Consider the following 26331-nt stretch of genomic DNA (forward strand, 5'->3'; position numbering starts at 1 on the left):
AATTAACAAAGCAAATGCAAGCGCTATGGCAAAACATTTGCGTTTACATGTAAAGGAAGACTATGAAGTTACTTTTTACAACCCAAGGTGAAAATTGGGCTTCGCCGATGGACCCGCGTTTTGGACGCACACAAATGGCGCTAGTGTATGACGAGACAACCAATCAACTAAAAGTGCTCAGCAACAGCGGCAAAGACGACGCCCAAGGAGCGGGGCTAAAAATGGCCGCAAATGTTCTTAAGGCGAACATCGATGTGATTATCACAGGCAATGGTGCAGGTGAAAAAGCCATCAAGGTGTTGGAAAATTCTTCTGTGAAATTGTTTGTAGGAGCTGGTGAAATGTGTGTGCAAGAGGCGTACGAAGCGTACAAAAAAGGGGCTTTGGCCCAACAACTTTAAAGGAGATAAAAATGCGACTAGTGTTTCCAACAAATAAAAACATGGGGAAACTCTCCCCGATGGATGGCCATTTTGGCAAGGCGAAGTTTTACACTGTAGTGACGCTTGGCGAGGGTGAAATTGTTGAGGTTGCTACGGTAGAAAACCCTGGGCACCAAGAGGGTGGATGCGGCAACGCGGTGATTAACATCATGAACCTTTCCCCGGATGCACTCATTGTGACAGGCATTGGCGGACGCCCCGCGGAAGGATTCTCTAAAGCGGGATTGCCCTTGTATTTTGACAAAAGCTCAAAAACCGTAGAAGAGAGCGTTCAGGCATTTTTAGCCAATAGTCTTCAACGAAGTGCGGGCGAGGGGACATGCAAGGCCCATTAGGCCACTTTTCCCCTGTGAATAACCTGTGAATATTCAGCACAATAGTGCTGAATATTTTCTTTACATGTAAGCCTCAATCCGCTCAAATAACCCTCCCCAACTCTTTGGCAGCAAGGCGTGTTGTACACCCTTTTCATCCAACGTTTCTCCCACAAGTACCGCACGAATGTTCATTTCTAGCGCACGTGCTAAAGCCTCTTCAAAAGCATCCAACCCCTCGGGTTTAGGCACATCCACCGAAGCCATGGGCGGCAGTGGCACGTAGGCCATGGCGCCTTTGGGCAAAGGGCCCAAAAAAGGTTCAAGCCCAGGAAGGTCTGTGCAAACCACCCGCAATCCTGAAGCCAACGCCTCTAAGACCACTAAAGGCAACCCTTCGTAAAAAGAGGGCAAGACAAACACATGGCTGGTGTAAAGATGGGTGATGAGGGTTTCGTGAGAGACAAAACCAAGGGCATGAAAGGGAGTGGTGGCAAGGTGGGCTAAAATGGCTTCCGTCTCAGGCCCACTTCCTCCACCAATACATGTAAGCGTTACTTCGTGGGGCAAAAAAGGCAAGCGCTCCATGGCGCGAAGGAGCGAGGGCACCCCTTTGGCGTTGCTCAGTTTTCCGATGTAAAGCACCTTGACAGGGGGTGCTTTGGGCTTTGGCGTGGGAAAAAATTTGGCAGCATCGTAGCCGCTTCCGTTGACACTCACGCGTGCATCGCTTATATTAAAACGCTCCATAATGGTCTTTTTTTGAGGCTCATTTAAAGCAAAAATCTGTGTGCATTCTCGAAGCCAAGGCTTTACATGTACACCAAGATGCGGGGCAAGTTCCCCCTGACGCAAATCCGTCCCGTGACACAAGCACAAAAAAGGAATGTGGGGGTAAAGTTTGCGCACAAGGGCGCTGAGAATCCACAAGTGGTTGCCTAAAATGACATCGGGTTTAAAGTTAGCAACAGCGTGATGAATAGCCTCTGTAAACGCGGCTTCATAAGCATCTATTTCTGTAGGCGTTAGGGAGGAAAACGTACGGCTAGGGTAGGGCATCACGTCGCTCATGCCTACCACATCAAAAGGAAGCAATGGGGTATTAAAACGCACAGGAAAAAAATGTTCCAATCCCTCGATGTGAATGTCGTACCCAAGGGCAGGAATCCCCGCAAGCACCCCTTGAGTGTAGCCTTTTTCTTTGCCGATGCGAAACAGTTCTTGAAGAAAAATCCCACTACCTGTTTTGCCAGGAAGTTGGGAGATGGTGTGTAAAATCCGCATTCGTACCCTTAATTTTTTTACCCAATGATACCACAGGTAAATTTTTCTTGTTGCTGTGCTTTTAATACAACATCAATGCAACACTTTTGCGCTACTATTTAAACAAAAGAGTTCTTGCGAAAGTGTCAAAGAACCATTCGTCTAAAAAGGAGAAGTAATGTTTCAGTCGGTGACGTTTTTCCCCACGCAAGAAGCATGGCAAGAAGGGGCAAAAAAAGGCGAACGGTATCTGCTTTTAGTGGGAGAAAAAACCCTTTTTTCTTGGAATGAATTGCCCAGTGACCCACTGTGTGTGGGTGCTGTTTTTCCTTATGTGGTTTATGAAGAAGCTTATTATGCACAAGGAATTTTGGCAGTTCAACTTGAAAAAGAAGTGCACATTACCTTTGTCCCCTCCATGGAGAAGGCGTGTTTTAATGGGACGTTAGAAGATTTTTCAGGGATGGTATTGGTGATTGTGGATGGGTTTTCTGCACATATTGTCACTTTTCTTGAGGCTTTGTTTGAAGTGACTGCTTCGGCCGCTTCTATCTTGGGAGGAGGAAGCGGGAAGCTCACTCTTGTCCAAGAACCTCTAATCTTTGACACTCAGGGATTGCACCAAGATGCGGCCTTAATTCTTTCGTGTGACACACCGCTTGGGCTTGGAGTGGGGCATGGATGGGATGAGCTTGTGGGGCCTTTGATGGCAACAAAAACAGATAAAAATATCCTCCAAGCACTCAATTATAAAGACGCGTTTGGAATTTATCGGCAGATTGTTGAGTACGATAGTGGCAAAAAACTCACTTCAGAAAACTTTTTTTCCCTTGCAAAATGCTACCCTTTTGGTATTAGAAAATACGGATCTGAGATGGTGGTGCGTGACCCCATTGCCACAGATGGTACAGCTTTGGTGCTTGTGGGAGAGATGGAAGAGGGGTCTGTTGTGCTAATTTTAAAAGGAGAAGCTTCCTCTTTGATTAAAGCTGCTAATGAAGCTGCCAGTGAGGCTGCGAACCTTCTTAAAGAAGCGCCCAAAGGCGCGATTGTGGTGGATTGTGTGTCGCGAGTTTTGTTTTTGGAGGAGGATTTTTCCCAAGAACTTGCCGCTATTAAAAAAGGAATTGGGGCGCCTATGTGGGGAGTTTTGAGTCTTGGAGAGATCGCCAACAAACATGATGGCAATATTGAATTTTACAATAAAACCTGCGTGGTTGGGGCGGTGTGAAATGTTTGTGCGTGTTGATAAAGTAGAAACTATTGCTCAAGCTGTTGCCTGTACTAAAACGGGGAACCAGTACCTTGTTTTAGCAGGAGAAAAATTTCCTTTTGAAGAGCTTGCTGGGAGCCTTTGCGTTCATTGGCTAGGGGCTGTTTTTCCTGCGGTATTTAATGAGGATGGGCTGAGTGAATCGAGTGCTTTTGTGTGCGAGTTAAATTCTAATGTTACCTTGGAATGGGGCATCCAAGAAGATGTTCAGAAAAAATCTCAAAGTTTTTTAGTTATTGTTGATGGCTATGATCCCGATGTGGGAGAAAAGCTTGAAATGTTGTTTGAGACAACACCAGCAAAAGCAGTGATTTTTGGAGGGGGTGCGGGGACTTTGGTAAAAGGAGAAAAGGCGTACATGTATGATGGCGACAACTACGCACAATATGGGGTGATTGTCGTGGGCAGTAGCAAAAAATTTACTGCAGAGGTAAAGCATGGCTATGACTCTATGGGCGATTTTTCTATGATTTCCAAAGCAGTGCATAATGTGATTGAAACGATTGATTTTCAAGACGCTTTTAGTGTTTATAAGCGTGCAGTACACAAGTGGTTTGATGTAAATGTGACGCCTGAAAATATTTTTGAAACAGGACTTGCGCATCCGCTGATGTTTGAGCGGGCTTTTGGTGAAAAAAGCATCCGTATTCCTAGGGAAACAGATGGACGCACCTTGAAGCTTGTGGGCGATGCCATGGAAGATACGGTTGTCTCGCTGGGTGTGGCTTCAAAAAAACAGCTGCTTGAAGCTTCAAAAAGTTGTGCATGTTATGTGGCGCACCAACGCAAAAGCAAAGCAGAACCTATGTTTGTCTTTGATTGTGTAGGAAGAAAATTCTTACTAGAAGAAGCATTCATTGAAAAGATTGAGGGCATGGGAAAGTGTTTAAAAGAGGGTGGAATGGTTGGAATGTTGACGCTGGGTGAAATTGCCAATACATCTAAAAGCTACCTAGAACTTTACAACAACAGTTGTGTTGCGGGAGCATATTAAATGCAATTTAATCAACAACTGCTCGTTACATACGAATGCATTAACGCCATCGGAACTTCTCTTGATATGGAACACATGTTGCGCAATTTTTTACGGGTGTTTGCGCGCAAAAGCGGCGCTATCGCAAGCGGATTCTGGCGCACCAACGGAGAAAATTTTGAACTCATATGTAGCCAAGGAAAACGCAGTTTATATAGCGTTATTGCCCCTAATGCACACAACCGCTCTTGGGATTTACATGTAAAGCGCAACGGAGAGCAAGTGCTTTACATGTACGTGGGCGGCGGGGTGATGAGCTTTATGTTTTTTCTTGGGGAAGAAGAGCTAGTCGCAGTGGAGGCTATCTTGCGTTCCTTGCATGCTAAGCTTGACAATGCGATTCGCGCTTGCACCAACCACGAAACCCTTGTCAAACTTAATGCAACACTGGAAGAAAAAGTGCGTGTTGAGGTGGGGCGAAACCGCGAGAAAGATAAACACATTTTACAACAATCCCGCTTGGCGCAAATGGGTGAAATGATTAGCATGATTGCTCATCAGTGGCGTCAGCCCCTCGGGTCGATTTCTACCGTCGCAGCCTCTGTTAAGGTTAAGTTGGCACTGAAAAAGTTTAACCTTGAAACAGAGGATGGTCGGCGAGGATTGGAAGAATACCTTCTTAAATCGGTAGGAAAAATAGAAAACTACGTAAAGTTTCTGACCGCCACCATTGATGATTTTCGCAATTTTTTCAAACCCGACAAGCGCCGTGACCAAACCACGCTGCATGATTTAGTGGAGCGCACCCTTGGCATTATCGGTAAGGCGTTGGAAGTCAATGGCATTACACTGCATAAAGAGGAGCGCTCTTCCCGCCTGCTTTCACTCCACACTAACGAAGTCATGCAAGTTATTTTAAATCTGCTAAAAAACGCTGAAGACGCCATGAAAGAGCGTAATCCTGCCCAAAAAATAATTTGGCTACGCACCTACGACACGCCAGATTCTACGGTTTTGGAAATCGAAGACAGCGCAGGAGGGATTGAGCCTGTATTGATAGAAAAAATCTTTGAACCCTATTTTTCCACCAAAGAAGAGAAAAATGGCACTGGGTTAGGGCTATACATGTCAAAAACCATCATTGAAGACCACGCTAAAGGACGCCTTTTGGTGGCCAATACGGCCAATGGTGCCTGTTTTACCATAGTGTTTGCCTTGCAAGAGGAGGGTGAAAATGAATGAAATGGAAGTAGCACAGCTCACATCAGGGCTCACTGTGTTGTATGTTGAGGATGACATTTCTTTGCGCAATGAAACGGGAGCTTTATTGGAAGAATTTTTTGCCACAGTGTTGTATGCAAGCGATGGGCAAGAGGGACTGGAGGTTTTTAAGGCTCAGCCTGTTGCTCCAGATTTGCTTATTACTGACATTAATATGCCTCGAATGAACGGGATTGAGCTGATTCATGCTGTCAAAAAAATTGATGAAAATGTGCCTGTTGTCATCATTTCTGCTCACAATGAAACCGAACTTTTCCTAGACAGCATCCGCACGGGCGTAAATGCTTACATGCTCAAACCTATTCAGTATGAACAATTTATTGATACGTTAGGCAAAGTAGCCCGTGTGATTTGTGCCATGCGGGAAAATGTTGCCTACAAGCATCACCTGGAAGAGGTTATCGAAAAAAAGACTGGAGAGTTAGAAGAGAATTATCAAAAACTACAGCGGGCACTTAGTATCGACCCTATCACCTCTTTGCCCAATCAAGCTTCGCTGCACGAAGAGTTACATTGCATGAGAAAAAATGAACACCTGTCTGTGATGGTGTTTGATGTGGACCATTTTAGTGGGTTTAATGATTTTTTAGGTTTTGATGAGGCCGATGGGCTTTTGTTTAAAATCGGATCTATGCTACGGTATATTTTACCACCAAATACACCTCTTTATAGGGAAAACTCTGATGAGTTTGTTGCTTTAATTAAAGAGAGCTCCAGTTGTCTTCCTGAGGTGCTTGCGCAGCAAGCCATTAGCTTTTTTAAAGAGACGCCTGTGATGCACAAAGAAGATGCGGATATGTACATCTCTTTTTCTATCGGCATTTGCATTGATGAAAGCGCCGACACAGCCCTCCTTAAGGCGCGCACTGCTTTGCATGAGCTTAAAGAGTCTGGATTGGCAGGAAAATACCAAATATACGCTAGAAATTCCCCCTTTTCCCTCACGCAAAAACACAACGCTTTGTGGATTCATAAAGCGCGTAAAGCTTTAGAGGAAGACCGTGTTGTGCCATTCTTTCAACCGATTGTGGAGATGGAAACGGGTGTACATGTAAAGTACGAATGCCTTGCAAGGCTAAAAGAAGCTGACGGGTCAGTGTTAATGCCAATGTATTTCATTGAACCGTTACGCTTAAATGGTCTGATGGGAAATCTAACGCGTATGCTCATTAAAAAATGCTATGAAGCTTTTGGTGATAAAAATATTCCCTTTAGCATTAATCTTTCCCAAGAAGACATGATGGACCAAACCTTTGTGGATTTTTTAATCAAACGCACAGCTCTTTCTCAAATAAACCCTTCGCGGGTCATTTTAGAAATTCTTGAAGATGTGGTGATTGACGCGCGTTCGAGTTGCGCCAGTCAAGCCCTTGGGCGATTAAAGGAGGCAGGTTTTAAAATTGCTATCGATGATTTTGGTGCTGAACGATCAAACTATAGCCGCCTTGAAAGCGTACCTTGCGATATTTTGAAAATTGATGGACAATTTGTCCGAAATATCGATGCGGTGCCCCATAAGGTGAGAATTGTCAAAAATATTCTCAAAATGGCACAAGGAATGGGGTTTGAAGTGATTGCAGAACATGTGGCGACAGAGCAAGAAAAAGAGACTTTGTTGGCGCTAGGGGTGCGGTATGGACAAGGGTTTTATTTTAGTCAGCCCTTGGAGAGTCTGCCTCATATGTCTTGAGTTGGTATCCAAACCCACGGTAGTTGACAATGGCGCGGGGAAGGGCAAGTTTTTCTCGAAGTCTACGAATGAGGGCGCGGACAGTAGAAGGAGGCACGGGTTCTTCCCAGATGTTTTGTGCCATCGTTTCTTCACTTAGGCAATGGTGCCGATTGAGGGCTAAAAGATGAAGAAGCACCCCTTCTTTTTTGGTGAGATGGACGGGTTTTTGGTTTACGCAAAGGCGTTTGGTTTCGAGGTCGTATTGAACTATCTCCCCAATCCAGAGTGTTGAAGTGGCGAGTTGAGGCTTTTGGTGGCGGAGGTGGCGTGTGAGTGTGTGCATCTCTTCGATGAGTTGTTGGGAATCAAAAGGCTTAACAATAAAGCGATAAATACCCAAGGCAATGCTTTGAAGTAAATAATCTGTCTGCGGGTGACCAGAAATTACAATGAGGAGTTGATGGGGGCGTTCTTTGCGGATGCGTTTAAGAAAATCAAGACCGTTCATGTCAGGCATGCAAATGTCACTCATAATCACATCAGCAGTGTTGTTTTTAAGCCAGACAAGGGCATCGTTGGCATTGGTAAAAACAGTCACTTTTTCAAAAAAGTCTAACAAAAAAAGATGGAGCTCTTCCCCTAGTGCTGTGTCATCTTCCACTAAAAGCAGTGAGAGCATGGCAATTCCTGTGTATGTTTGAGAAAACTATATCAAAATGCAACACAGATGCAACTGAGAAAGTGTACGATAAAGTGTAAGAAGGAGTTTATGATGGCACACTTGGAAGAATTGCTTACAATGGGTAAAACAATGCGCATTTTATACGTGGAAGATGATGAGGCTTTGCGAGAAGAGCTTACAATGCTACTTTCGGATATTTTTGACACCATTGTGCTTGCAAGCAATGGGGAAGAGGGGCTTGCGGCTTTTCAAAAAACACCCTTTGATTTGGTTATTACTGATATTCGTATGCCAAAAATGGACGGTATTGCAATGATTGAAGCGATGCGAGCCATCATTCCAAACCAGCCCATTGTGGTGACATCTGCCCATGATGAAACGGAGTATTTGCTCAAACTCATTGCCCTTGGGGTTGATAGTTTTATTACAAAACCTCTTTCAAGTGACCATATTCTTCAATCTTTACATAAAAGTGTTGGGTATATTTTTGAATCCCGTGAGCGCGCCCGTTATCAAGAAGAGCTAAAACAGCTCAATGCTTCGCTTAAAGACGAAGTGGCGCGGCAAAGCAAGGATTTAAAGGTGAGTTGCGCCAAGGCTTATGCTTATCAAAATGCCTTTTATAAAGTAGGGAATTTACTTTTACTTGACACGCATGGTGAAATTTTGCGCGTTAGTCCTGGAGGTGCGGGGCTTTTGGGCTTTGAAGCAGAGGAGTTGATAGGGAAATCTTGTGCTATGTTTTTTCATGCCCAAAATTCCTCTTTGGTTTATGAAGGGTTTTTGGAAAGCATTATGACTAAAGCACCATGGCAGGGTGAGGTGGTCTGTCAAACAAAAACCATGCAATCTTTACATGTAAGCCTTAGCAGTACCCCTGTCGTCTTGGATCATGAGGTTGTGGAATTTTTGGTTGTGCTACAAGACCAAACAAAAGCACAAGCAAAGCTAGAAGCGCAAAGCAATGAAACGTGTTTGGTCTCTTACATGTACAAGCATATTGTTGATGCCATTCCTTTGCCTGCGGTGGTGTTGGATGCTAGAGGGTGTGCCACTTTTCATAATTTCGGGTTTGTCGAGATGGTTGAGGAAGGGTTTGAGTCAGGATTAATGTATCGCCTTAAAGAGGGGACATTGCGGCTTGATGAGATGATTTTGACGGAAGACCCATTTTTACGCATGGCTGGGTTGTGGGAAAAAAAACCCAAAGGGTTTGAAGTACAAGGATTGTATGAGACGGTTTTGGGGAGTGTGGATGTGCATGTCTATGTCAAGCCATTGGATAAAAATGCCAATAACTACCTTGCGATTATTTGCCAGCAAGGAGCAAGGGGATGATGCCCTCTAGGCGTTGGTTTACCCTTGATGTGGCCATTACAGGTGTGCGCGTCGATGAGGTGAATCACCGTCTTGCCATTACCGATCGAGCCAGACGTCACACTTTGGTTGATTTGGCAACACTTAAACTTTTGAGGGTGACAAACTTTTCCAAGCCCGCGCAGTTGCCTTTTGATTACTATCAGCGTTCCATGTGTCTGCTTGGGCTTGACCGCCTGTTTTTTTGGCCTCGCGATTCCAAATACGGCTATCTTGTGGAAATTGACAAAGTAGTTTCTTTTGTTTTTCGTTTTACTCACCACCATGGGGCAGTTACTAAAGTGGCCCTTTCGCATTCCGAATACAAATTAATCAGCGGCGACGAAAAAGGTCGTAGCTATGTAATAAACCTCTTTAATGGCGCCATAGAGCATCGTTTGCCGGCTTTGCCTGATGCCATCAGTGCTTTATGCTTTTCGTCTGATGATGTTCTGGTAAGTGTGGCGGGATTTCACGGAGGTGTGCTGACGCACAATTTGTTTCTCAAGGAGCAGATAAGCCATATAAAGCTTGGCAGTGTAGTAGAGGCGATGGCTTATCTTGAAAAAACCATTGCTTTGGTTGTTTTGCGTGATGGGCGGGTTTTAAAAATTGAGACAGAAAAAGGAGTTATTTTACAGGAGACAAAACTCCCAATTGGCGTGTGGCCAACAACGCTTTTTATTGCTCCAAATAAAAAATTTTGTTTTATTGGTACTCGGCAGTCCAACATGGTGGCTTTTCATGTTACTTCCTTAGAGCAAATGTTTGTGTTTGATTTTGGCTGTGGTGGGGTTAGCGTTCTGGCGCAGTCTGAAGCTTTTTTCTTTGTAGGGTTTACCAGCGGAGAGCTTGCGGTGTTGAATTACCGCGAGTATGAAAAAGAATTTTCGCGTGAGGTGGATTTGGGAAACCTAGACGAAGCAAATGCTTTTTTTAATAAAAATGCTTTTTTAATGACCCATGAGAGCACATGGAAAATGTATGAACAGTGGTTGGAGGCAAAAAAAAGCATTACGGTACTTTTGAGTGAAGGCTCCCTTGAAAAGGCGCAACAAGAGGCAAAACCCTTTATGTTTCACCCAAAATGTCGTTTGGAGATGGAAGTTTTAGAGGGCCAGCAAGGTGAACTTGCTGCCTTGTTGCGGTGCATTAAAACCCGTGATTTTGCACGCGCTTATGATTTGTGTGAAAAAACACCCTTTTTAAAGCAAAGCGAACACTATAAAAAGCTTGAGCAGATGTGGCGCACTCTTTACTCCAAAGCACAGCGGCTGCTTAGTCGGGATCCTGCATCAAACAAATCCGTAGTGCTTGAAATGCTTGCTTTGTTTTTGAAAATTCCTGAAAAAAATCACGAAGTAGCTTTGATGTTTAAGCACCTCATGGCTTTTCAGGAGGCTGAGCTACGCATTCGAGAGCAAGATTTTAAAGCCTATTTTAAACTTGTGGAACAATACCCCTTTTTAAAAGAGACAGCCGTATATGAAAAAGTAGGGTGGCTTCAAGAGGAACTCAAGCAAAAGCTCCAACGTGCCTTGGCAGAACAAGATTTTACTCAGGCCAATAAACTGGCAAAAGCGTTGCAAGAATTTACCCCATCGGCCCCTTATGCTGCCCAAAAAATAGACCATATTAAACAGGTGCTTTCATTGGATACTTTGCTTGGCACTGGCCGTATGCTAGAAGCGTGTGCAGTGGTGTCGCGTTTGGGTATTTGGAACGAGGAGTATGGGCAAATTCAACACTATAAAAAAGCCAAAGAACGGTTTTTGGTGGTGCTAAAGAAGCAGATACGCGAAGGAAAAATGCGTGAAGTGTACACCAAGATTACGCCGTTTCAAAGCATCGAAGAGGGACGCCAGATACACCAAGAGATTATGCGGTTTTTATACGAACACCAAATTACAACGCATCTTGGACATCAATCGCGCACGAAGGTTGACTGGGAGATGAGTTTGAGGCATTTTCTTCAGTTCTTTGCCATTAATAAAGCCTTGGATGATAAGCTAAGGTTAGCACATATCGCACCACCTAAACCCTACCAAGAGGATGAGCCAGCAGAAGATATGCTTTATCCCTTAAGTATCATACACTATCAAAATGTTTAAACAAAGGTAAGTTAGGAAGTGGGTCTTTATTGTTGAAATTTTTTAATGAGTTCGAACTCTTGAGGTAAGGTTGCAGGCACCTTGTAAAACACAGCCGAGGGTTTGATGCCTTCATGGCACTCAATACAGTCGTTTATAACGGCATGTTCAGGGGTGGCGGCTACTACTTTTTCGACCGAATGGCACACAAAGCAATCCGTCCCGCACCCTGTTGCCATAGTAGTGTCTTTGAAGCTCTCAGGAGGATGGCAACCTGCGCAGGTAGCAAGGGGTTGGTGGCGAATGTCGGTGTAGATATCAAGGCTTGGGTGGCAGGAGGTGCAATCACTGGTGCACGCAAGTAAAAATCCCAAAAAAGAAAAAAGAAAAAGAAGGTATTTCAAAAAGACTCCTTGTAACCCAAGGGTGGTGGGTCCAGTAGGACTTGAACCTACGGCCGTCCCGTTATGAGCGGGATGCTCTAACCAACTGAGCTATAGACCCAAAAAAGAAGTGAGATTATAGGGTGTTTTTGCTTACGCGGTTCTAAAGCTTAATTTTGACAAAGCGGTAAGTGGGGTCAAAGCGAAACGCCAAGAGATTTTGAACAATTCCAAAAAAAATCATAAACGTGATAAAACTGCTTCCCCCATAGCTAAAAAAAGGCAAAGGCACTCCTACTACAGGAGCAAAGCCAATGGTCATAGAGATATTAACAGCCATGTAGACAAAAATAAGCAATGCAAGTCCCGAAGTCATGACGCGTGTAAAGTAATCGTGCTTAAGCATAAGATTGAGTGTAAGTAAGTGTATCACTAAGAATGCATACAAAACAACCACGCCAAGGGCGCCCAAAAAACCAAAGCGTTCTATGTGGTAAGCAAAAATAAAGTCACTCGTCGCAATGGGAAGAAATTTAAAATGGGTTTGTGTGGCTTCGTCTTTATCTTTGCCTAGTAATCCACCTGACCCAATGGCGATAAGAGACTGGCGCACATGGTAGCTGGGCTTTTCACTAATAAAATCATGAATGCGCTGTTTTTGGTATCCGTGTAAACTGTTGTACAAAAAGGGCGCGCCAAGGGCAATTAGCAGAGCTAGAGAAAGCCAGATTTTTTTATTGACTCCGACGATAAATAAAATTCCATACCCTACAATCAGCATCACAAGTGCTGTACCAAGGTCGGGCTCTTTGGCGATAAGTAAAAAAGGCAGAAGAATGTAAAAACTAAGCTTCAAAAACATTTTTAGGCCATAACCCTCTTCTTCGGGCGGTGTTTGTTTGATGAGATAAGCAAGCATGAGGATGAAAGCAGGTTTCATGAGTTCAGAAGGCTGAATAGTAAAGTGAACAAAAGGAATTTCAAGCCACCGTTTCGCACCTAAGCGGCTTACGCCAAAAAACTCGACACTAACAAGGAGGGCGATATTAAGCCAATAAAACAGAGGAAGAAGCCATTCGAGTTTGCGGATAGGGAAGAAAAAGAAAAAGAAAAAAGCGCAAAATCCTACGGCAAAATAGACGATTTGTTTGTTTCCGAGCATGGGGCTTGCTTCAGAAACAAGAAAATAAGACACCCCGATAATGGGCAAGACAAGCAGAGGAATCAAAAAGTCAAAATGTGTTAAAATCCTTTTGTCTAGTTGAAGCACTCTGTCGCCTTAAAATTTTTTGGCATTATAACAGATAAGGGATAAACCTTGGTAAATGCGTTTACATGTAAAGATGCATCGCGTCTTGATATTTTTTTAACTTCCACAGTAGCCGCTTCTCGGAATCAAGTGGCACACCTCATTAAAACCCACGGTGTGATAGTAAACGGAACAGTAGTGTGCAAAACAGGATTTAAACTCCAAGCAGGTGACAAGGTTGAGGTGCCTGAAGTGGAAACTCCTGCGCCAGAAGCAGTCGCAGTGGATTTTGAAATCCCAATTCTGTATGAAGATGCGCATATTTTGGTACTCAATAAACCTCCTTTTTTGACGGTTCATCCAGCGCCTAGCGTCAAAGAAGCCACAGTGGTGGATTGGTTGCGCGCGCGCGGGTTTTCCCTCTCGACCCTTAGCGGCGAAGAGCGCCATGGGATTGTGCACCGTTTAGATAAAGAGACCTCAGGGGCCTTGGTGGTTGCTAAAACCAACGAAGCACACCGCGCACTGGCTTTGCAGCTTGAAAACAAAACCATGGGGCGGTATTACGTGGCACTGATTGATTTGCCTTTAAAAGATTCTTGCGTGGTGGATAAACCCATCGCGCGTAACCCAAAAAACCGTCTTAAGATGGGCATCGTTGAGGGTGGAAGAGAAGCCAAAAGCGCATTTTGTAAATTAGCAGTAGGAAAAAATGGCACCACAGAGCTTATTGGCGCTAAACTTTTTTCAGGTCGAACCCATCAAATACGTGTACATCTTGAAAGCCTATCTCGTCATATTTTGGGCGATACTTTATACGGCTTTAAGAGCCAAAAAGCTACAATCCCAAGGGTTATGCTCCATGCTTACGCCCTGTATTTAGACCATCCCATTACACAAAAACCCATGCAATGGTGTGCGCCTTTGTATGAAGATTTTGAAACACAACTGCACAATTATTTTACTCAGGAGGAAATAGATGAAGCGCTTTTATTCACTGCTCTTGCTTGCCGTTTCGATGGCGCTGATGAGTGGATGCCAAAGGGGTCCTCTGCCGCCAGAAACTCCCTCCATTAACCCTAATTTGCCTGCGGTTGAAAATATTAAAACTATTTCAGACATGACAGAAATTGGATTTGAATGGACGCCTCAGTATGACGAGGGTGTTGCGGGGTATCACCTCTATAGAGGCACGGGAGAAGGTCCGCTAACCCGCGTGGCGACTGTTAATGACCGTTATGCTTCCCATTATGTGGACACGGGATTGACCCCTGAGACGCTGTATCATTACCGCATGGCAACTTTTACAACCTCTAAGCAAGAGTCTACTCCTAGTGCCGTAGTTAATGCCCAAACCCGTCCTTTGCTAGACTCCGTCCCTTTTGTAAAAGCGATTGTTGGGTTGCCAAACCGTGTAAAACTACTTTGGCGCCCACACCCTTATGAACGAGTGGGTTCGTACATTGTTGAACGGAATGAACTTAATTCAGATACCTGGTCACGCATCGCTGAAGTTAAAGGCAGACTTAATGCAGAATATATTGACACAGGGTTAAAAGACAACCACGTATACCGCTATCGCGTGATGGTGCGCACCTTTGATGGCATTATTTCTAAGCCAAGTGAAATTATCGAAGCTAAAACTAAACCTTTGCCAAAGATGATTGAAGGCATTGAGGCCACCCGCACTTTACCTAAAAAAATCATTTTAACATGGCGTCCTTCACCAGAAAAAGATATTTCCCATTACCGCATATACCGCGCACCAACATCGGTGCTGTTTTATACCTTTTTGGCCAAAACCAATGAGTCGCGCTTTGAGGATTTGATTAACACAAACGGGGCGGACCGTTACTACAAAATAACAGCAGTTGACACAGATGGACTGGAATCTCTTAGGCAACCAAATCCTGTCATGGGGACAACTTTAGATATACCACTTCCTCCTGCTATTACAGGTGTTCGCCAAGATGCATCGGGCGTGTTGATTACATGGAGTCAAGTAGACCAGCGGGCAGAAAAATTTGAAGTGATTAAAAAAGCCCGAGGGGACTCTCAGGTGATTCAGGGGATTACTTCAGGACAATTTTTAGACCACGATGTTCGTAAGGGCGTGAGTTACACCTACGAAGTGGTGGCAATCGACCAGTACGGTTTGGCCTCCAAAGCTTCTCAAAGCGTCCGTGTTCAGATACCAAACGAGTAAGGAACCCATGCCAAATTTTCACGCTTCATCGTTAACCCCTTTGTCTTATCCGCACCATGAAGAAGAAGTGGTCTTTGTTTGGGAGGCAACCTCCAAAGAAGAGTCTTTGATACTGACCCAGTTGGATAGCCATCAGTTTTTTATCAAGCAGCTAAAACGTCCCAAGGGAACGCTTGTGAAAGGGGAAAAAATTACACGTCCCTCGCAGGTGAAGCTTTTGCAAAAAGGGCTTATTGCTTATGAAAAAGCGACGGCCGCCTCGGTGCTTTTTAGCAATATTCACAGTACAAAAAACCATCATGAAAACCCCTCTTTTCATCTTAAAACACCCGCCTTTTTTGCTAATGACACTACTCAGGCGCAAGAAATTTGGGTAGAAGTTGGTTTTGGAAGTGGTCGCCATTTGCTTCACCAGGCAAAAAACAATCCCGATGTTTTACATGTAGGGATTGAAATTCACAAACCTTCAATCGAGCAAGTCATCAAGCGTGCTGAACACGAAGAACTTGATAACCTGCTTGTAGTGGATTATGACGCACGGATTTTATTAGAGTTTTTGCCGGCCAATAGCGTGGGAAGAATTTTTGTGCATTTTCCCATCCCTTGGGACAAAAAGCCACATAGACGCGTGATTTCTGAAGGATTTGTAGAGGAGGCGCTACGGGTGCTTAAGGTCGAGGGAACGTTAGAGCTTCGCACAGATAGTGATGCGTATTATGCCTACAGCTTGGAGGTGTTTATGGCACTTGCCAAAGCAAAGGTGCGCATTCAGAAAAATATGGACTTGGCGGTTAGTAGCAAATACGAAGACCGTTGGAAGCGCATGGAAAAAAATATTTACGATGTAACCCTTGTAAATCAGCACAAAAGCCCTTTGACAAAGGCGCCGACTCCTCTTATTTTTGAAACACCTCTTGATGTGCAGACACTAAAAAATAAGACCGCCGACACAACATTGCGAGGGGAAAATTGGTTTGTACATGTAGAGGGTTGGTACCATATTCAAGAAACCCATGGCATGCTCAAAGTCGCTTTTGGAGCCTACGATAGGCCTGAGCATCGGTATGTTATTGTTGAAGAGGGAAAAGCGCGGTATTTCCCCGAAGAGGTCTTTTCCACTAAAGCCAACACTTTAGCTCATGGTGCCTTGGTGGATTGGATGCACGCATGAATCATGTGATAGAGGCTTCAAAAATTTCTCTTGGATACCGCAATGACGAACCTGTTATCACCGATGGTGATATGCGGATAAATTCACAGGATTTTGCCTTCATCACAGGGAAAAGCGGTAGTGGAAAATCTACTCTCCTAAAATCACTTTATGGTGAAATTGCATTGCGCCAAGGAGAGCTTTCCGTGTGTGGAATCTCCATGAATGCTCCTGCTGGAGCTAAGCTCAACACCTTGCGCCGTTATATAGGGATCGTCTTTCAAGATTACCGACTCATCAACGAATGGACGGTGGAGAAAAACGTTATGCTTCCACTTTTGATTGGCGGCTTTTCAAAGAGTGTTTGTGTGCAACAAGCACAAAAACTGCTCAAACATGTCAAGCTTTTACACAAGGCAGACAGGCACCCTTTGGAGCTTAGTGGAGGAGAGCAACAGCGCGTAGCCATGGCTAGAGCTTTGGCACATAATCCAGTGTTGCTCTTGGCAGATGAGCCAACGGGGAATTTGGACGAGTACTCCAGTGATGTGATTTGGTCACTTTTGAAAAGTGCGCGTGAGCATTTGGGGACAACCATCGTGGTTGTTACCCACCGCATCCCCACAACGATGGGTTCAAATTATAAACACTTTTTCCTAGAAAGCGGCGTATTGTATGAAGTCTCTTAAAAACCATTTTTCGGTTATTTTTCCTCTCATTGTGCTATTGTTTTCCTTTCAATTTACCCGTGGACTGGAAGTAATAGTAGCAGAGTATGAAACCCGCATCACAAACGAATACAGCATCATTGTGGTTGCTTCTAAGGCGCTCGAGGAAGCCGATATTGCTCGCAGTGTTCCCTCTTTAAAGGCCATGGAAGAGGTTAGCCCGTCGGTTATTTTGGATAGGCTTAAGGGGGATATTTCTACTCAAAATCTCTCTTTGCTACAACTCTCATTGCCAAAATTCTACAACCTCAAACTCTCCTCCTTTCCCTCTGCTAAAGCATTAAGTAAAATTAAGAGTGATTTAGAGCGTATGGACTTTATTAGTAGGGTTGAAACCTTTGCAAAAACCTATGACACGATTTACCGTATTTTGGTGATTGCAAAAAGCATGGCGTACGTTTTTATGGGTCTTATTGGGGTTATTTCCTTACTTTTGATGCTTAAGCAAATGCGTATTTGGGTGCTTGAACATAAAGAACGCATGGACATCATGACTCTTTTTGGCGCTCCCTTTTGGATGAAAAGTGCGGTACTGTACCGCCTTGCCGTGGTGGATTCTTTTTTGGCAACATGCTTTGTAGTAGCTTTGTTTTATGTTATGCCCTCAGTGCCCGAAATTGCATCGGCTGCGGCGGCGATTGATGTGATTATTCCTGCTATTGAGCCTTTGAAAGAAGGGGGCACGTTGTTAGGAATTTCTTTATTTTTTGCTCTTGTTTCAGTCAGCATGGTAATGCTAAAGGTTAAAAGAGAAACACCATGATACGTCTGTTTCTAGGGGTTGTGCTCTTGCTTGTTACAGGGAGCGCTGCCACCACCAAGGAAAAAATCTCTTCAAGCAGTGCTTCTTTGAGCGCTACAACCAAACAAGAGCGTCAAATTGGCCAAAAACTTGAGGCTATCGCCAATGATATTTCCAATGAAAGAAAAGCACTTGAAAATCTAGCGCAAGAGATTGAGACGCTTCAAGGACAGATTAAAACTCTCCAAGAAGAGACTAAAGAGGCGACCCAAGAGCTTGAAGTGTTAAAAACACAAAACACCGAATTGGAAAAAACAAAACAAGAATTAGAGCAGCGTATGATTCGTATTATTGCCGAACAATTCTCATTTCATATGGTAACCGACCAGGGTTATCAAGAAAGCATCGAGAGTATTATTGCAGATGCGGTGCTTGAAAAAATGGACGCGCTCATTAAAAAAGACTTCAAAGAGTTAAGTGCCGAATATTCTCATACAAATGAAGAAATCCGCAAACGCAACCGAGATATTACAAAGCTCAATGAGTCTTTAAAGGGATTGCGCACCAAGGAGAGTGCACTTCTTGGTCTTAGGGATAAGCAACGTCAAAGCTTGGCCGAGCTTGATAAGCAAAACGCCTTATACCGGAAGCGTCTAGGGGAAATTTACGCAGAAAAAAAAGAGCTTCAAGAAACCCTCGAGCGCTTAAAGATTGTACAGCGTGCCGAAGAAGAAAAAAAGGCGCAAGCTGAGGCTGAAGCCGCCGCACGTGCCGCAGCCGCGGCACAAACACCCTCAGAAGCACAGCAAGTGACGGTACGCCAGATTGGTTCATCTTACCAAAGTAGTCGCGTGAAACGCTATAGTGGCCAAAAAACCATTGCACCTTTGGACAGTTTTGAAGTAAAGCAGGCGTTTGGAAATTATGTTGATCCTATTTATAAAATTAAGATTTTTAATGAATCTGTAGTATTGCGCTCCAAGACTCCTTTGGCGCAAGTTAAAAATGTTCTGGGGGGGAAGGTTGTTTATGCGGGTAACACAAACATGCTAAACCATGTTGTTATTGTGGAAAACAGCAATGGTATCCACACAATTTATGCCCAGATGACCCAAATCGCTCCCACGATAAAAGTTGGTTCGCGCATTAAGGAGGGTTATGTGATTGGCAGAATTGACCAAGACCTCACCTTTGAAGTTACCCAGCAAAATTTCCACATCAACCCCCTTGAACTCATCACCGTGCGCTAGGTTCCTTTCTAAAACGATTTTTAAGTGTTTTTTAAGTAGAATACGCGGATTTATCCTTACATGTAAAAAGGAGCCAAGGGCATGGAAAAGGCTAGAAAGCGGGTATTGGTTAAGTTCTCGGGTGAGGCATTAGCGGGCGAAAATGGGTTTGGTATTGACACATCTATCTTGCGTTTTATTGCTTCTGAGATCAAGTCCATGGTAGAGGCAAATGTAGAAGTTGGCATTGTTATTGGTGGAGGCAACATTATCCGTGGTGTGAGTGCAGCAAAAGATGGGATTATTAAGCGCACCAGCGGTGATTACATGGGAATGCTTTCCACGGTCATTAACAGTGTTGCTATGCAAGAAGCGTTGGAGTATGTGGGTACAGATGTGCGGGTGCAAAGTGCTATCAAAATGGAAGCCATTTGTGAAACCTTCATTGTGCGCCGTGCGCAGCGCCATTTAGAAAAAGGGCGCATTGTTATTTTTGCTGCAGGAACAGGCAATCCTTTTTTTACTACAGACACAGCAGCCACGTTACGCGCCATTGAGATTGGTGCGGATATGATTATTAAGGCAACGAAAGTTGATGGCGTGTACGACAAAGACCCTAATAAATTTCTAGACGCAACCCTGCTGCATGAGCTTAGTTACGACCAAGCCATGCAAGATAGCATTAAAGTCATGGATGATACCTCAATTGCACTGGCTAAAGACAATGGGCTTCCTATTGTTGTGTGCAATATGTTTAAAAAAGGCAACATCCTCAATATCATTAACGGCGACTACAGCCTCTGCTCTGTCGTCAAATAACCAAGGAGAAAAAATCTATGAGAATTGAAAAAATTACCGCAAAAGCCATGGAACACATGGACGGAGATCGCTATAAGCTTGCATTGGTTGTTGCTAAGCGCGCAGAAGAGTTGGCAGCAGGTTCTATGCCATTAATTAGTGTAGACAAAAATAAAGTAAAATTTGCAGACATTGCCCTCATGGAAGTAGCCGAGGGAAAGCTTAGCATCGAGACACTTTTACGCTGCGAAGAGTAGGACGCAATTTTGGAAGAACTGCTTAAAAAAGTACAATCTTGCACGGATATTTCCGCTGCTGTTTCTATTTTGGGTTCTCAAATCCAAATGACCAAAGAGATTGAAAAAGCAGTAAGCTTCACTGTTACAAAGCACAAAGGACAGCTTCGAAAAAGCGGTGAACCCTATTCGGTGCATCCTATTTTGGTAGCCTCTTTTGTGGCTCATTTTGGTGGCGATGAAGTGATGGTGGTGGCGGCCTTGTTGCATGATGTGGTGGAAGATACGTGTTGTTCCATTGACGATGTGCGAGGGGATTTTAGCCCTGAAGTCGCTGTTTTGGTGGAAGGTCTGACAAAAATCATGGAGATTAGAGAAGATCAGCTCATCCCCTCTACTTCGAATGAAAAACTTGTCTCATCAGCCCTTACATTTCGCAAAATGCTACTTGCTTCCATTAAAGATGTGCGCGTACTAGTGATTAAGTTATGTGATAGGCTCCATAACATGCTCACCTTGGGCGCTTTGCGTGATGCCAAACAACAGCGCATTAGTGAAGAAACATTGGTTGTGTATGTGCCTATTGCGCACCGACTTGGGATTTCATCCATTAAAAACACCCTTGAAGATCTAAGCTTTATGTATATTTTGCCCAACGAATATAATAAAATCGATGCGTACCTTCAAGAGGAAAAACAACAGCTCCAACTCAAACTCAACCATTTCATTGACAAAGTAACAACACTGATGTTGCGAAATGGGTTTAATGAGGGCGATTTTGTCATTTATAAACGCATCAAGCATTACTACTCTATCTATCTCAAAATGCAACGCAAAGGCGTTTCGATTGAGGAAGTTTTGGATTTACTTGCCATTCGCATTGTGGTAAATAAGCCCAATGATTGCTACCGCGCTTTAGGTGTGATTCATCAACACTTTAACCCGTTGATTTCGCGCTTTAAAGACTATATCTCTCTTTCAAAAGAAAACGGCTACCAGACTATTCACACCACCGTTTTTGATGATAAGTCCATTATCGAAGCGCAAATTCGTACCCACGACATGCATCATACAGCAGAATACGGTGTAGCAGCCCACTGGAAATACAAAACCGGTGGACTCAATCCTAAGCTGGGTTGGTTGAGTGATTTGACTTTGCAAGATGAAGATTCGGAAAATATCGAAGAATTTTACCAGTATGCCAAAGACAGCCTTTTTAGTGAAGACATTGCCGTGTTTTCGCCAAGGGGAGATATTTTTACCCTGCCGCGCGGTGCAACGGTATTGGATTTTGCTTACGAAGTGCATACAGAAGTGGGGATGCACACCAAGGAAGCTTACGTTAACAAGCAAAAAGTACCGTTGCTAACAGAGCTTAAAAATGGTGATATAGTGCGTATCGTGACCAGCAAAGAGGCACATTTTCGGTGCAGTTGGGCCAATAGTGTGATTACTGGAAAGGCCAGAAGTGCTATCAAGCAAAATTGCCGTCAAAAGATTAAAGAGATTAATCAGCGTGTCGCTATTGATATTTTGGTGGCTATTTTTAATGTGCGTGAAAATAAGTTATTGGCGTGGCTTGCCAGTGAAAACCTTACCAAAAAAATCTTCAAAGCCGCAACCGATTCTATTTACTTGCAAGATGTGGTCAATGCTTTAAAAAAATACCCCAAAAGCGACAGTCTACTTTTCCCGCTTTTAAAGATCGATCGCTACAAAATAAAAAAACAAAAGTTTGAAAATATTGTGATTTATTCTAATCATAAGGTTGAAAACGTCGAGTTTGATTACTGTTGCCATCCTAAGCGCGGTGATGATATTGTGGGCTTCAAGAAGGGAAGTGATGTCATTGTTCATCATAAGCTATGCGAAAAAGCAAGCAAGCTAATGGAGCATAAAGACGAGATGATTTTTGTGAAGTGGACCCGCAATGCTCCACACCGGTATAAGCTAATAGTAAGCATTGAAAATAAGCGCGGATCTTTAGCCTCGTTTTTATTTTATTTGGCTAAAATGCAAATCAACCTCGTCACCATCGAGCTTGGAAAGTCTGAAGATGGGCACGCGGACTACTTTGAATTGGTGATTGAGCTCCCCGAAGGGGCAGATTCAACCCACATCAGAGAAAGCATAAAAATGCGCTACAAGCTCATTGAGTTTATTTCACTTAATGACGCGTATAAAAAATAACCTTACATGTAAAGAGAGAAAAGATGGTTCAAGAAGCACTGAAGGAAATTCAGCGAGGCGTTGCAGAAATCATTGATTTTGAACGTATTCAAACCCTTGTGAAACGCTATTTTGAAACAGGTGAAACCTATTATGTTAAGGCGGGTTTTGACCCAACGGCTCCTGATTTGCACCTTGGACACACGGTGTTGATTCAAAAAATGGCGCAACTTCAGCGCTATGGCGCAACGGTGCAGTTTTTGATTGGGGATTTTACGGGGATGATTGGTGATCCTAGTGGTAAAAACGAAACCCGCAAAAAACTTGACCGTGAAACGGTACTTAAAAACGCCCAAACCTACAAAGAGCAAGTGTTTAAGATTTTAGACCCCCAAAAAACAGAAGTGATGTTTAACTCCGCGTGGCTTGAAGACCTTGGCGCGGCGGGAATGATTGAACTTGCGACGACCTTTAGTGTGGCGCGCATGTTAGAACGGGAAGATTTTGAAAAACGCTACAAGTCCCAAACCCCCATCTCTATTAGTGAATTTTTATACCCCTTGTTGCAAGGGTATGACAGTGTGGCTATGAAGTGCGACATCGAGATGGGCGGTACTGACCAAAAATTTAACCTGCTTATGGGGCGTCAACTTCAACGCGTGTATAACGTCGGTAAAGAACAAGCGGTGGTGATGATGCCTTTGCTTGAAGGATTAGACGGCGTGCAAAAAATGAGCAAAAGCCTAGGAAACTACATAGGCGTTACCGATGCTCCTGGGGATATGTTTGGAAAGATTTTAAGTATTTCTGACACCCTTATGTGGCGCTATTATGAGCTTTTGAGTGCCAAGACACTTGGGGAAATCGAGGCTCTTAAGATTGATGTAGCATCGGGTGCAGTGCACCCCAAGCACGCTAAAGAGATGCTGGCCGTAGAAATAACAGCCAAGTACCACGGTGAAGTTGCTGCCAAAGAAGCCAAGGCAGAGTTTGATAAAGTACATGCTAATCATGAGCTTCCTAGTGACATGGAAACCTTTACATGTAAAGGTCCCGTGTGGATTGCAAAGGCCTTGGTAGATGCAGGCTTGGAGCCTTCAACCAAGCAAGCAAGGCGCGATATTGCCCAAGGGGCAGTAAGGCTTGATCAAGAAAAAATCGAAGACGAACAGTTGCAGCTTGAAGTGGGTGAGTATGTGCTTCAAGTGGGCAAGCGAAAGTTTATGAAGCTAAAGGTGGTATGATGGCACTCTCAAGCGTAAAAATTGGAAAGCACACTCTTAAATATCCCATTATTCAAGGCGGTATGGGGCTTGGAATTAGTTGGGACAAGTTGGCAGGAAATGTGAGCAAAGAAGGTGCCCTTGGTGTCATTAGCGCTGTGGGTACGGGTTATTATGAAGACCAAGCCCACGTAAAACGCAGTATCGGCGCGCGTCCTTATGAAGCAGAAAGTTTCTACTCCAAAGAGGGGTTGCATGCCATTGTAAAAAATGCCCGTAAGATTTGTGGCGATGCGCCGTTGGCGGTCAATGCGTTGTATGCTAGCAATGATTACCCCCGCATGGTGCGTGATGCGTGTGAGGCTGGGGTGAATATCATCATCTCTGGGGCAGGATTGCCTACTAATATGCCTGAATTTACCGAAGGTTTCCCTGACGTGGCCCTTGTGCCCATTGTCTCTTCGGCTAAAGCACTAAAGATTATTTGCAAACGCTGGAAACAGCGTTACGACAGACTGCCTGATGCAATTGTGGTGGAAGGTCCCAAAAGTGGCGGGCACCAAGGTTTTACGTATGAGCAGTGCTTGATGGAAGAGTTCCAACTTGAAAATTTGATTGGACCTGTCAAAGAAGAAGCGGCTAAATGGGGCGATTTTCCTATTTTTGCTGCAGGTGGCGTATGGGACCATGAGGATATTCAAAAGATGATTTCCCTTGGAGCAAACGGAGTGCAGATGGGCACGCGTTTTATTGGCACACACGAATGTGACGCTCACGAAGATTTTAAAAAGGTGATTTTAGGAGCCAAGGAGAGTGATATTGAGTTGCTTAAATCTCCTGTTGGGTATCCTGCTAGGGGTGTGCGCACAACACTAATTAACCTCGTGGACAAGCGTGAAGGCCCTCCGATTAAATGCATTAGCAACTGTGTGAGCCCCTGCCAACGTGGCAAAGAAGCCAGAGAAGTGGGGTACTGTATTGCTGATAGGCTAGCTGATGCATACCTGGGAAAAACCCAAAGCGGACTGTTTTTTACGGGAGCAAATGGGTATCGGCTTAAAGAAATTATTTCAGTCAAAACATTAATAGGCAAGCTCGTTGGCGGGGAAGACAGTTAAACTTTTTTGGATATGGCTCGCGTTGATTGGCACGCTTTATGCCAATACGCTTTACCAAAAACAGATTGAGCAGTTTGACCGTGACTTTGCGCGCGCTAACAGTGAGGAGCTTTTAAAGCTCCATCACATGCTCAAAAACCTCTATATTCAGTCTATTATCCAAAACGACACAGAGTTGAAGGTCGATGCCTTAAAACGCCTTGTAAAAAGCGCCTCTTCCTTGCGGTTGGATGCCTCGCCCTATGAAAGAGAACTTCAAACCCTAGGCGCCTCTATGCTTAATAAACCCTCGGAATTGGCCAAGATTTCACCTGTCCCCCCATCCGTTCCCCCTCGACCAACCCCCTCCAAAAGTACCATATCAGATACTGCACTGGCAGCCCTTGGAGTAGATTTTAGTGCGGGCGATTTGACACTGCGTTTTAACCGTACCCTTACACAAAATCAAATCAAATCTTTTTTACTTAAATCAAGCAATACCTACCGTTACGTGTTTGATCTTCCTGGGGCTCTGATGGGAAATTCACGCACCTATGAAAGCAACGAGGTGGGGCAAGTGCGTGTGGCACAATACGACAAGCAAACCATTCGGGTAGTTTTTTCCCATAACCGTCCCTTGACGCTACACCATCGCGTCCAAGACCAACATGTTTTTATTGGTCTTTCTGAGAAAACTGGCGCCCAGAGTGCCACCACTAAACCCTATGAAAGCACCAAACCCGACACACCTCCAAGACGCTTTAACCCAGCCACCAAAACCGTTGTGATAGACCCCGGCCATGGGGGGCGCGATGGTGGCGCAACCAATGGCAAATACATAGAAAAAACAGCGGTGCTTAGTATTGGCTTGAGGCTTGGGAAAGAGTTGCAAAAACGGGGCTATAAAGTACACTATACGCGCAGTAAAGATACGTATATTAAGCTCCGAGATCGCACACGGATTGCTAATGACAAAAATGCAGATCTGTTTATTTCGATTCACGCCAACGCTGCGCCCACGAAAAGTAAAAACAAGAGTATGTATGGAGTTGAAACCTTTTTTCTCTCTCCCGCGCGTTCAGAGCGCTCTAAAAATGTAGCAGCCTTAGAAAACCAATCGGATATCGAAGAGATGAACCATTTTTCTAAACAGACGTATTTGAATTTCCTTAATCGAGAAAAAATTGTCGCCTCAAATAAATTTGCTTTGGATGTGCAGCAGGGCATGTTAGATTCCCTTAAACAAAAACGCTTTAACGTGCGTGATGGTGGTGTGCGCGAAGCTCCTTTTTGGGTACTTGTGGGGGCACAAATGCCTGCAATACTCTTAGAAGTTGGGTACATTACCAACCCCGACGAGGTAAAACGCATTTTTAATAACAGTTATCAGGAGGCCATTGCTAAAGGTGTGGCTGATGGCGTCGATGCGTATTTTTATAAAAATAACTAAGGGCCCATTGTGGATGCTTTGAAACCTGCAAGATTGGTTTGGGATGAGGAGGGTCAGCCCTTTTGTCCAGAATTTAGCGACTATTATTTTAGTAAACAAGGAGGCTTGGAGGAGAGCCGCCATGTGTTTCTTGAAGGAAATGCACTGTTGAAAAGATGGGCAAATAAAGAACGATTTGTGATTGGCGAATGGGGGTTTGGCACAGGACTAAACCTTTTAGCTGTCTGGGAGCTTTTTTCTACATGTAAAGCACCGCCCAAGGAGTTGGTTTTTGTCTCTTTCGAGGGATTTCCCCTCACTGGTGATGATTTGGCACGCGCCCAT

General features: G+C 44.1%; 24 protein-coding genes, 1 tRNA gene and 1 pseudogene. 21 read left to right on the top strand and 5 right to left on the bottom strand.

Features of this window, described 5'->3' with window-relative positions:
* The first annotated feature begins 62 nt into the window (after positions 1-62).
* The gene (locus JWV37_RS10575) at positions 63-401 is read left to right on the top strand and encodes a NifB/NifX family molybdenum-iron cluster-binding protein (protein WP_205459774.1); all 339 of its coding nucleotides are present in this window, start codon (positions 63-65) and stop codon (positions 399-401) included.
* 11 nt (positions 402-412) lie between these two features.
* Positions 413-778 carry a NifB/NifX family molybdenum-iron cluster-binding protein gene (locus JWV37_RS10580; RefSeq protein ID WP_205459775.1) on the top strand — a complete coding sequence of 122 codons (366 nt, stop codon included), beginning with the start codon at positions 413-415 and terminating at the stop codon, positions 776-778.
* 60 nt (positions 779-838) lie between these two features.
* Here JWV37_RS10580 and JWV37_RS10585 read toward each other — a convergent pair whose 3' ends face one another.
* Positions 839-2041: a glycosyltransferase family 4 protein gene (locus JWV37_RS10585; protein WP_205459776.1), complete on the bottom strand. Its 1203-nt coding sequence runs from the start codon at positions 2039-2041 to the stop codon at positions 839-841.
* Between the two features lie 157 nt (positions 2042-2198).
* On the opposite strand from JWV37_RS10585, the gene JWV37_RS10590 reads away from it, so the two are divergent.
* From JWV37_RS10590 to JWV37_RS10605, 4 genes are read left to right on the top strand one after another with little or no spacing between them, the layout of a single operon-like run.
* Positions 2199-3251, top strand: a complete 1053-nt coding sequence (locus JWV37_RS10590; protein ID WP_205459777.1) for an FIST signal transduction protein — start codon at positions 2199-2201, stop codon at positions 3249-3251.
* A gap of 1 nt (position 3252) precedes the next feature.
* Positions 3253-4287, top strand: coding sequence for an FIST C-terminal domain-containing protein (locus tag JWV37_RS10595; protein WP_205459778.1), 1035 nt, complete (start codon positions 3253-3255; stop codon positions 4285-4287).
* The gene (locus JWV37_RS10600; protein WP_205459779.1) at positions 4288-5508 is read left to right on the top strand and encodes a sensor histidine kinase; all 1221 of its coding nucleotides are present in this window, start codon (positions 4288-4290) and stop codon (positions 5506-5508) included.
* Positions 5501-7237 (top strand): two-component system response regulator, encoded by a 1737-nt coding sequence (locus JWV37_RS10605; protein WP_205459780.1) that lies wholly within the window; start codon positions 5501-5503, stop codon positions 7235-7237. The genes JWV37_RS10600 and JWV37_RS10605 overlap by 8 nt, the downstream gene beginning before the upstream one ends.
* Here the strand turns inward: JWV37_RS10605 and JWV37_RS10610 are convergent.
* Positions 7200-7898, bottom strand: a complete 699-nt coding sequence (locus tag JWV37_RS10610) for a response regulator transcription factor (RefSeq protein ID WP_205459781.1) — start codon at positions 7896-7898, stop codon at positions 7200-7202. The two genes, JWV37_RS10605 and JWV37_RS10610, sit on opposite strands and share 38 nt — an antisense overlap.
* A 93-nt stretch (positions 7899-7991) precedes the next feature.
* On the opposite strand from JWV37_RS10610, the gene JWV37_RS10615 reads away from it, so the two are divergent.
* Complete coding sequence (locus JWV37_RS10615; protein ID WP_205459782.1) at positions 7992-9239, top strand: response regulator; 1248 nt, start codon at positions 7992-7994, stop codon at positions 9237-9239.
* Positions 9236-11368 carry a hypothetical protein gene (locus JWV37_RS10620; protein WP_205459783.1) on the top strand — a complete coding sequence of 711 codons (2133 nt, stop codon included), beginning with the start codon at positions 9236-9238 and terminating at the stop codon, positions 11366-11368. The genes JWV37_RS10615 and JWV37_RS10620 overlap by 4 nt, the downstream gene beginning before the upstream one ends.
* A gap of 26 nt (positions 11369-11394) precedes the next feature.
* Here the strand turns inward: JWV37_RS10620 and JWV37_RS10625 are convergent, their stop codons facing one another.
* From JWV37_RS10625 to JWV37_RS10635, 3 genes are all read right to left on the bottom strand, one after another.
* Positions 11395-11751, bottom strand: a complete 357-nt coding sequence (locus tag JWV37_RS10625; RefSeq protein WP_205459784.1) for a hypothetical protein — start codon at positions 11749-11751, stop codon at positions 11395-11397.
* A 23-nt stretch (positions 11752-11774) separates the two neighbouring features.
* Positions 11775-11851: transfer RNA gene (locus JWV37_RS10630), tRNA-Ile, on the bottom strand.
* Between the two features lie 42 nt (positions 11852-11893).
* Positions 11894-13000, bottom strand: coding sequence for an FtsW/RodA/SpoVE family cell cycle protein (locus tag JWV37_RS10635; protein WP_205459785.1), 1107 nt, complete (start codon positions 12998-13000; stop codon positions 11894-11896).
* A 48-nt stretch (positions 13001-13048) separates the two neighbouring features.
* Here JWV37_RS10635 and JWV37_RS10640 point away from each other — a divergent pair, with 48 nt between their 5' ends.
* The 13 genes and pseudogenes from JWV37_RS10640 to JWV37_RS10700 all read left to right on the top strand — a co-directional run.
* A complete protein-coding gene (locus JWV37_RS10640; RefSeq protein ID WP_205459786.1) occupies positions 13049-14056 on the top strand; it encodes an RluA family pseudouridine synthase in 1008 nt (335 codons plus the stop codon).
* Positions 13959-15185, top strand: a complete 1227-nt coding sequence (locus JWV37_RS10645) for a fibronectin type III domain-containing protein (protein ID WP_240332173.1) — start codon at positions 13959-13961, stop codon at positions 15183-15185. The genes JWV37_RS10640 and JWV37_RS10645 overlap by 98 nt, the downstream gene beginning before the upstream one ends.
* Positions 15186-15192: 7 nt before the next feature.
* Positions 15193-16356: a tRNA (guanosine(46)-N7)-methyltransferase TrmB gene (gene trmB / locus JWV37_RS10650; protein ID WP_205459787.1), complete on the top strand. Its 1164-nt coding sequence runs from the start codon at positions 15193-15195 to the stop codon at positions 16354-16356.
* The gene (locus JWV37_RS10655; protein WP_205459788.1) at positions 16353-17024 is read left to right on the top strand and encodes a cell division ATP-binding protein FtsE; all 672 of its coding nucleotides are present in this window, start codon (positions 16353-16355) and stop codon (positions 17022-17024) included. The genes trmB and JWV37_RS10655 overlap by 4 nt, the downstream gene beginning before the upstream one ends.
* Positions 17011-17826 (top strand): FtsX-like permease family protein, encoded by an 816-nt coding sequence (locus JWV37_RS10660; protein WP_205459789.1) that lies wholly within the window; start codon positions 17011-17013, stop codon positions 17824-17826. Before JWV37_RS10655 ends, JWV37_RS10660 begins: the two co-directional genes overlap by 14 nt.
* A complete protein-coding gene (locus JWV37_RS10665; protein WP_205459790.1) occupies positions 17823-19055 on the top strand; it encodes a murein hydrolase activator EnvC family protein in 1233 nt (410 codons plus the stop codon). Before JWV37_RS10660 ends, JWV37_RS10665 begins: the two co-directional genes overlap by 4 nt.
* 81 nt (positions 19056-19136) lie before the next feature.
* Entirely contained in the window at positions 19137-19853 is a 717-nt protein-coding gene (gene pyrH, locus JWV37_RS10670; protein ID WP_205459791.1) for a UMP kinase, read from the top strand.
* A 17-nt stretch (positions 19854-19870) separates the two neighbouring features.
* The gene (locus JWV37_RS10675) at positions 19871-20089 is read left to right on the top strand and encodes a DNA-directed RNA polymerase subunit omega (protein ID WP_205459792.1); all 219 of its coding nucleotides are present in this window, start codon (positions 19871-19873) and stop codon (positions 20087-20089) included.
* 9 nt (positions 20090-20098) lie between these two features.
* Entirely contained in the window at positions 20099-22258 is a 2160-nt protein-coding gene (locus JWV37_RS10680; RefSeq protein WP_240332174.1) for a RelA/SpoT family protein, read from the top strand.
* A gap of 23 nt (positions 22259-22281) precedes the next feature.
* Positions 22282-23481 (top strand): tyrosine--tRNA ligase, encoded by a 1200-nt coding sequence (tyrS, locus tag JWV37_RS10685; protein ID WP_205459793.1) that lies wholly within the window; start codon positions 22282-22284, stop codon positions 23479-23481.
* Positions 23481-24578, top strand: coding sequence for a nitronate monooxygenase (locus JWV37_RS10690; protein WP_205459794.1), 1098 nt, complete (start codon positions 23481-23483; stop codon positions 24576-24578). The genes tyrS and JWV37_RS10690 overlap by 1 nt, the downstream gene beginning before the upstream one ends.
* A 22-nt stretch (positions 24579-24600) precedes the next feature.
* The gene (locus tag JWV37_RS10695; RefSeq protein ID WP_240332175.1) at positions 24601-26007 is read left to right on the top strand and encodes an N-acetylmuramoyl-L-alanine amidase; all 1407 of its coding nucleotides are present in this window, start codon (positions 24601-24603) and stop codon (positions 26005-26007) included.
* A gap of 9 nt (positions 26008-26016) precedes the next feature.
* Positions 26017-26331, top strand: a pseudogene (locus tag JWV37_RS10700) (bifunctional tRNA (5-methylaminomethyl-2-thiouridine)(34)-methyltransferase MnmD/FAD-dependent 5-carboxymethylaminomethyl-2-thiouridine(34) oxidoreductase MnmC); the annotation flags it as partial.

It is taken from the genome of Sulfurospirillum tamanense (assembly GCF_016937535.1).
Classification (GTDB): Bacteria; Campylobacterota; Campylobacteria; order Campylobacterales; family Campylobacteraceae; genus Sulfurospirillum_B; species Sulfurospirillum_B tamanense.

What these genes read in the sequence shown, in the direction of transcription:
- JWV37_RS10575 (WP_205459774.1), top strand. Translation starts at nt 63, where the DNA reads ATGAAGTTACTTTTTACAACCCAAGGTGAAAATTGGGCTTCGCCGATG.
- JWV37_RS10580 (WP_205459775.1), top strand. Translation starts at nt 413, where the DNA reads ATGCGACTAGTGTTTCCAACAAATAAAAACATGGGGAAACTCTCCCCG.
- JWV37_RS10585 (WP_205459776.1), bottom strand. Translation starts at nt 2,041, where the DNA reads ATGCGGATTTTACACACCATCTCCCAACTTCCTGGCAAAACAGGTAGT.
- JWV37_RS10590 (WP_205459777.1), top strand. Translation starts at nt 2,199, where the DNA reads ATGTTTCAGTCGGTGACGTTTTTCCCCACGCAAGAAGCATGGCAAGAA.
- JWV37_RS10595 (WP_205459778.1), top strand. Translation starts at nt 3,253, where the DNA reads ATGTTTGTGCGTGTTGATAAAGTAGAAACTATTGCTCAAGCTGTTGCC.
- JWV37_RS10600 (WP_205459779.1), top strand. Translation starts at nt 4,288, where the DNA reads ATGCAATTTAATCAACAACTGCTCGTTACATACGAATGCATTAACGCC.
- JWV37_RS10605 (WP_205459780.1), top strand. Translation starts at nt 5,501, where the DNA reads ATGAATGAAATGGAAGTAGCACAGCTCACATCAGGGCTCACTGTGTTG.
- JWV37_RS10610 (WP_205459781.1), bottom strand. Translation starts at nt 7,898, where the DNA reads ATGCTCTCACTGCTTTTAGTGGAAGATGACACAGCACTAGGGGAAGAG.
- JWV37_RS10615 (WP_205459782.1), top strand. Translation starts at nt 7,992, where the DNA reads ATGGCACACTTGGAAGAATTGCTTACAATGGGTAAAACAATGCGCATT.
- JWV37_RS10620 (WP_205459783.1), top strand. Translation starts at nt 9,236, where the DNA reads ATGATGCCCTCTAGGCGTTGGTTTACCCTTGATGTGGCCATTACAGGT.
- JWV37_RS10645 (WP_240332173.1), top strand. Translation starts at nt 13,959, where the DNA reads ATGAAGCGCTTTTATTCACTGCTCTTGCTTGCCGTTTCGATGGCGCTG.
- trmB (WP_205459787.1), top strand. Translation starts at nt 15,193, where the DNA reads ATGCCAAATTTTCACGCTTCATCGTTAACCCCTTTGTCTTATCCGCAC.
- JWV37_RS10655 (WP_205459788.1), top strand. Translation starts at nt 16,353, where the DNA reads ATGAATCATGTGATAGAGGCTTCAAAAATTTCTCTTGGATACCGCAAT.
- JWV37_RS10660 (WP_205459789.1), top strand. Translation starts at nt 17,011, where the DNA reads ATGAAGTCTCTTAAAAACCATTTTTCGGTTATTTTTCCTCTCATTGTG.
- JWV37_RS10665 (WP_205459790.1), top strand. Translation starts at nt 17,823, where the DNA reads ATGATACGTCTGTTTCTAGGGGTTGTGCTCTTGCTTGTTACAGGGAGC.
- pyrH (WP_205459791.1), top strand. Translation starts at nt 19,137, where the DNA reads ATGGAAAAGGCTAGAAAGCGGGTATTGGTTAAGTTCTCGGGTGAGGCA.
- JWV37_RS10675 (WP_205459792.1), top strand. Translation starts at nt 19,871, where the DNA reads ATGAGAATTGAAAAAATTACCGCAAAAGCCATGGAACACATGGACGGA.
- tyrS (WP_205459793.1), top strand. Translation starts at nt 22,282, where the DNA reads ATGGTTCAAGAAGCACTGAAGGAAATTCAGCGAGGCGTTGCAGAAATC.
- JWV37_RS10690 (WP_205459794.1), top strand. Translation starts at nt 23,481, where the DNA reads ATGGCACTCTCAAGCGTAAAAATTGGAAAGCACACTCTTAAATATCCC.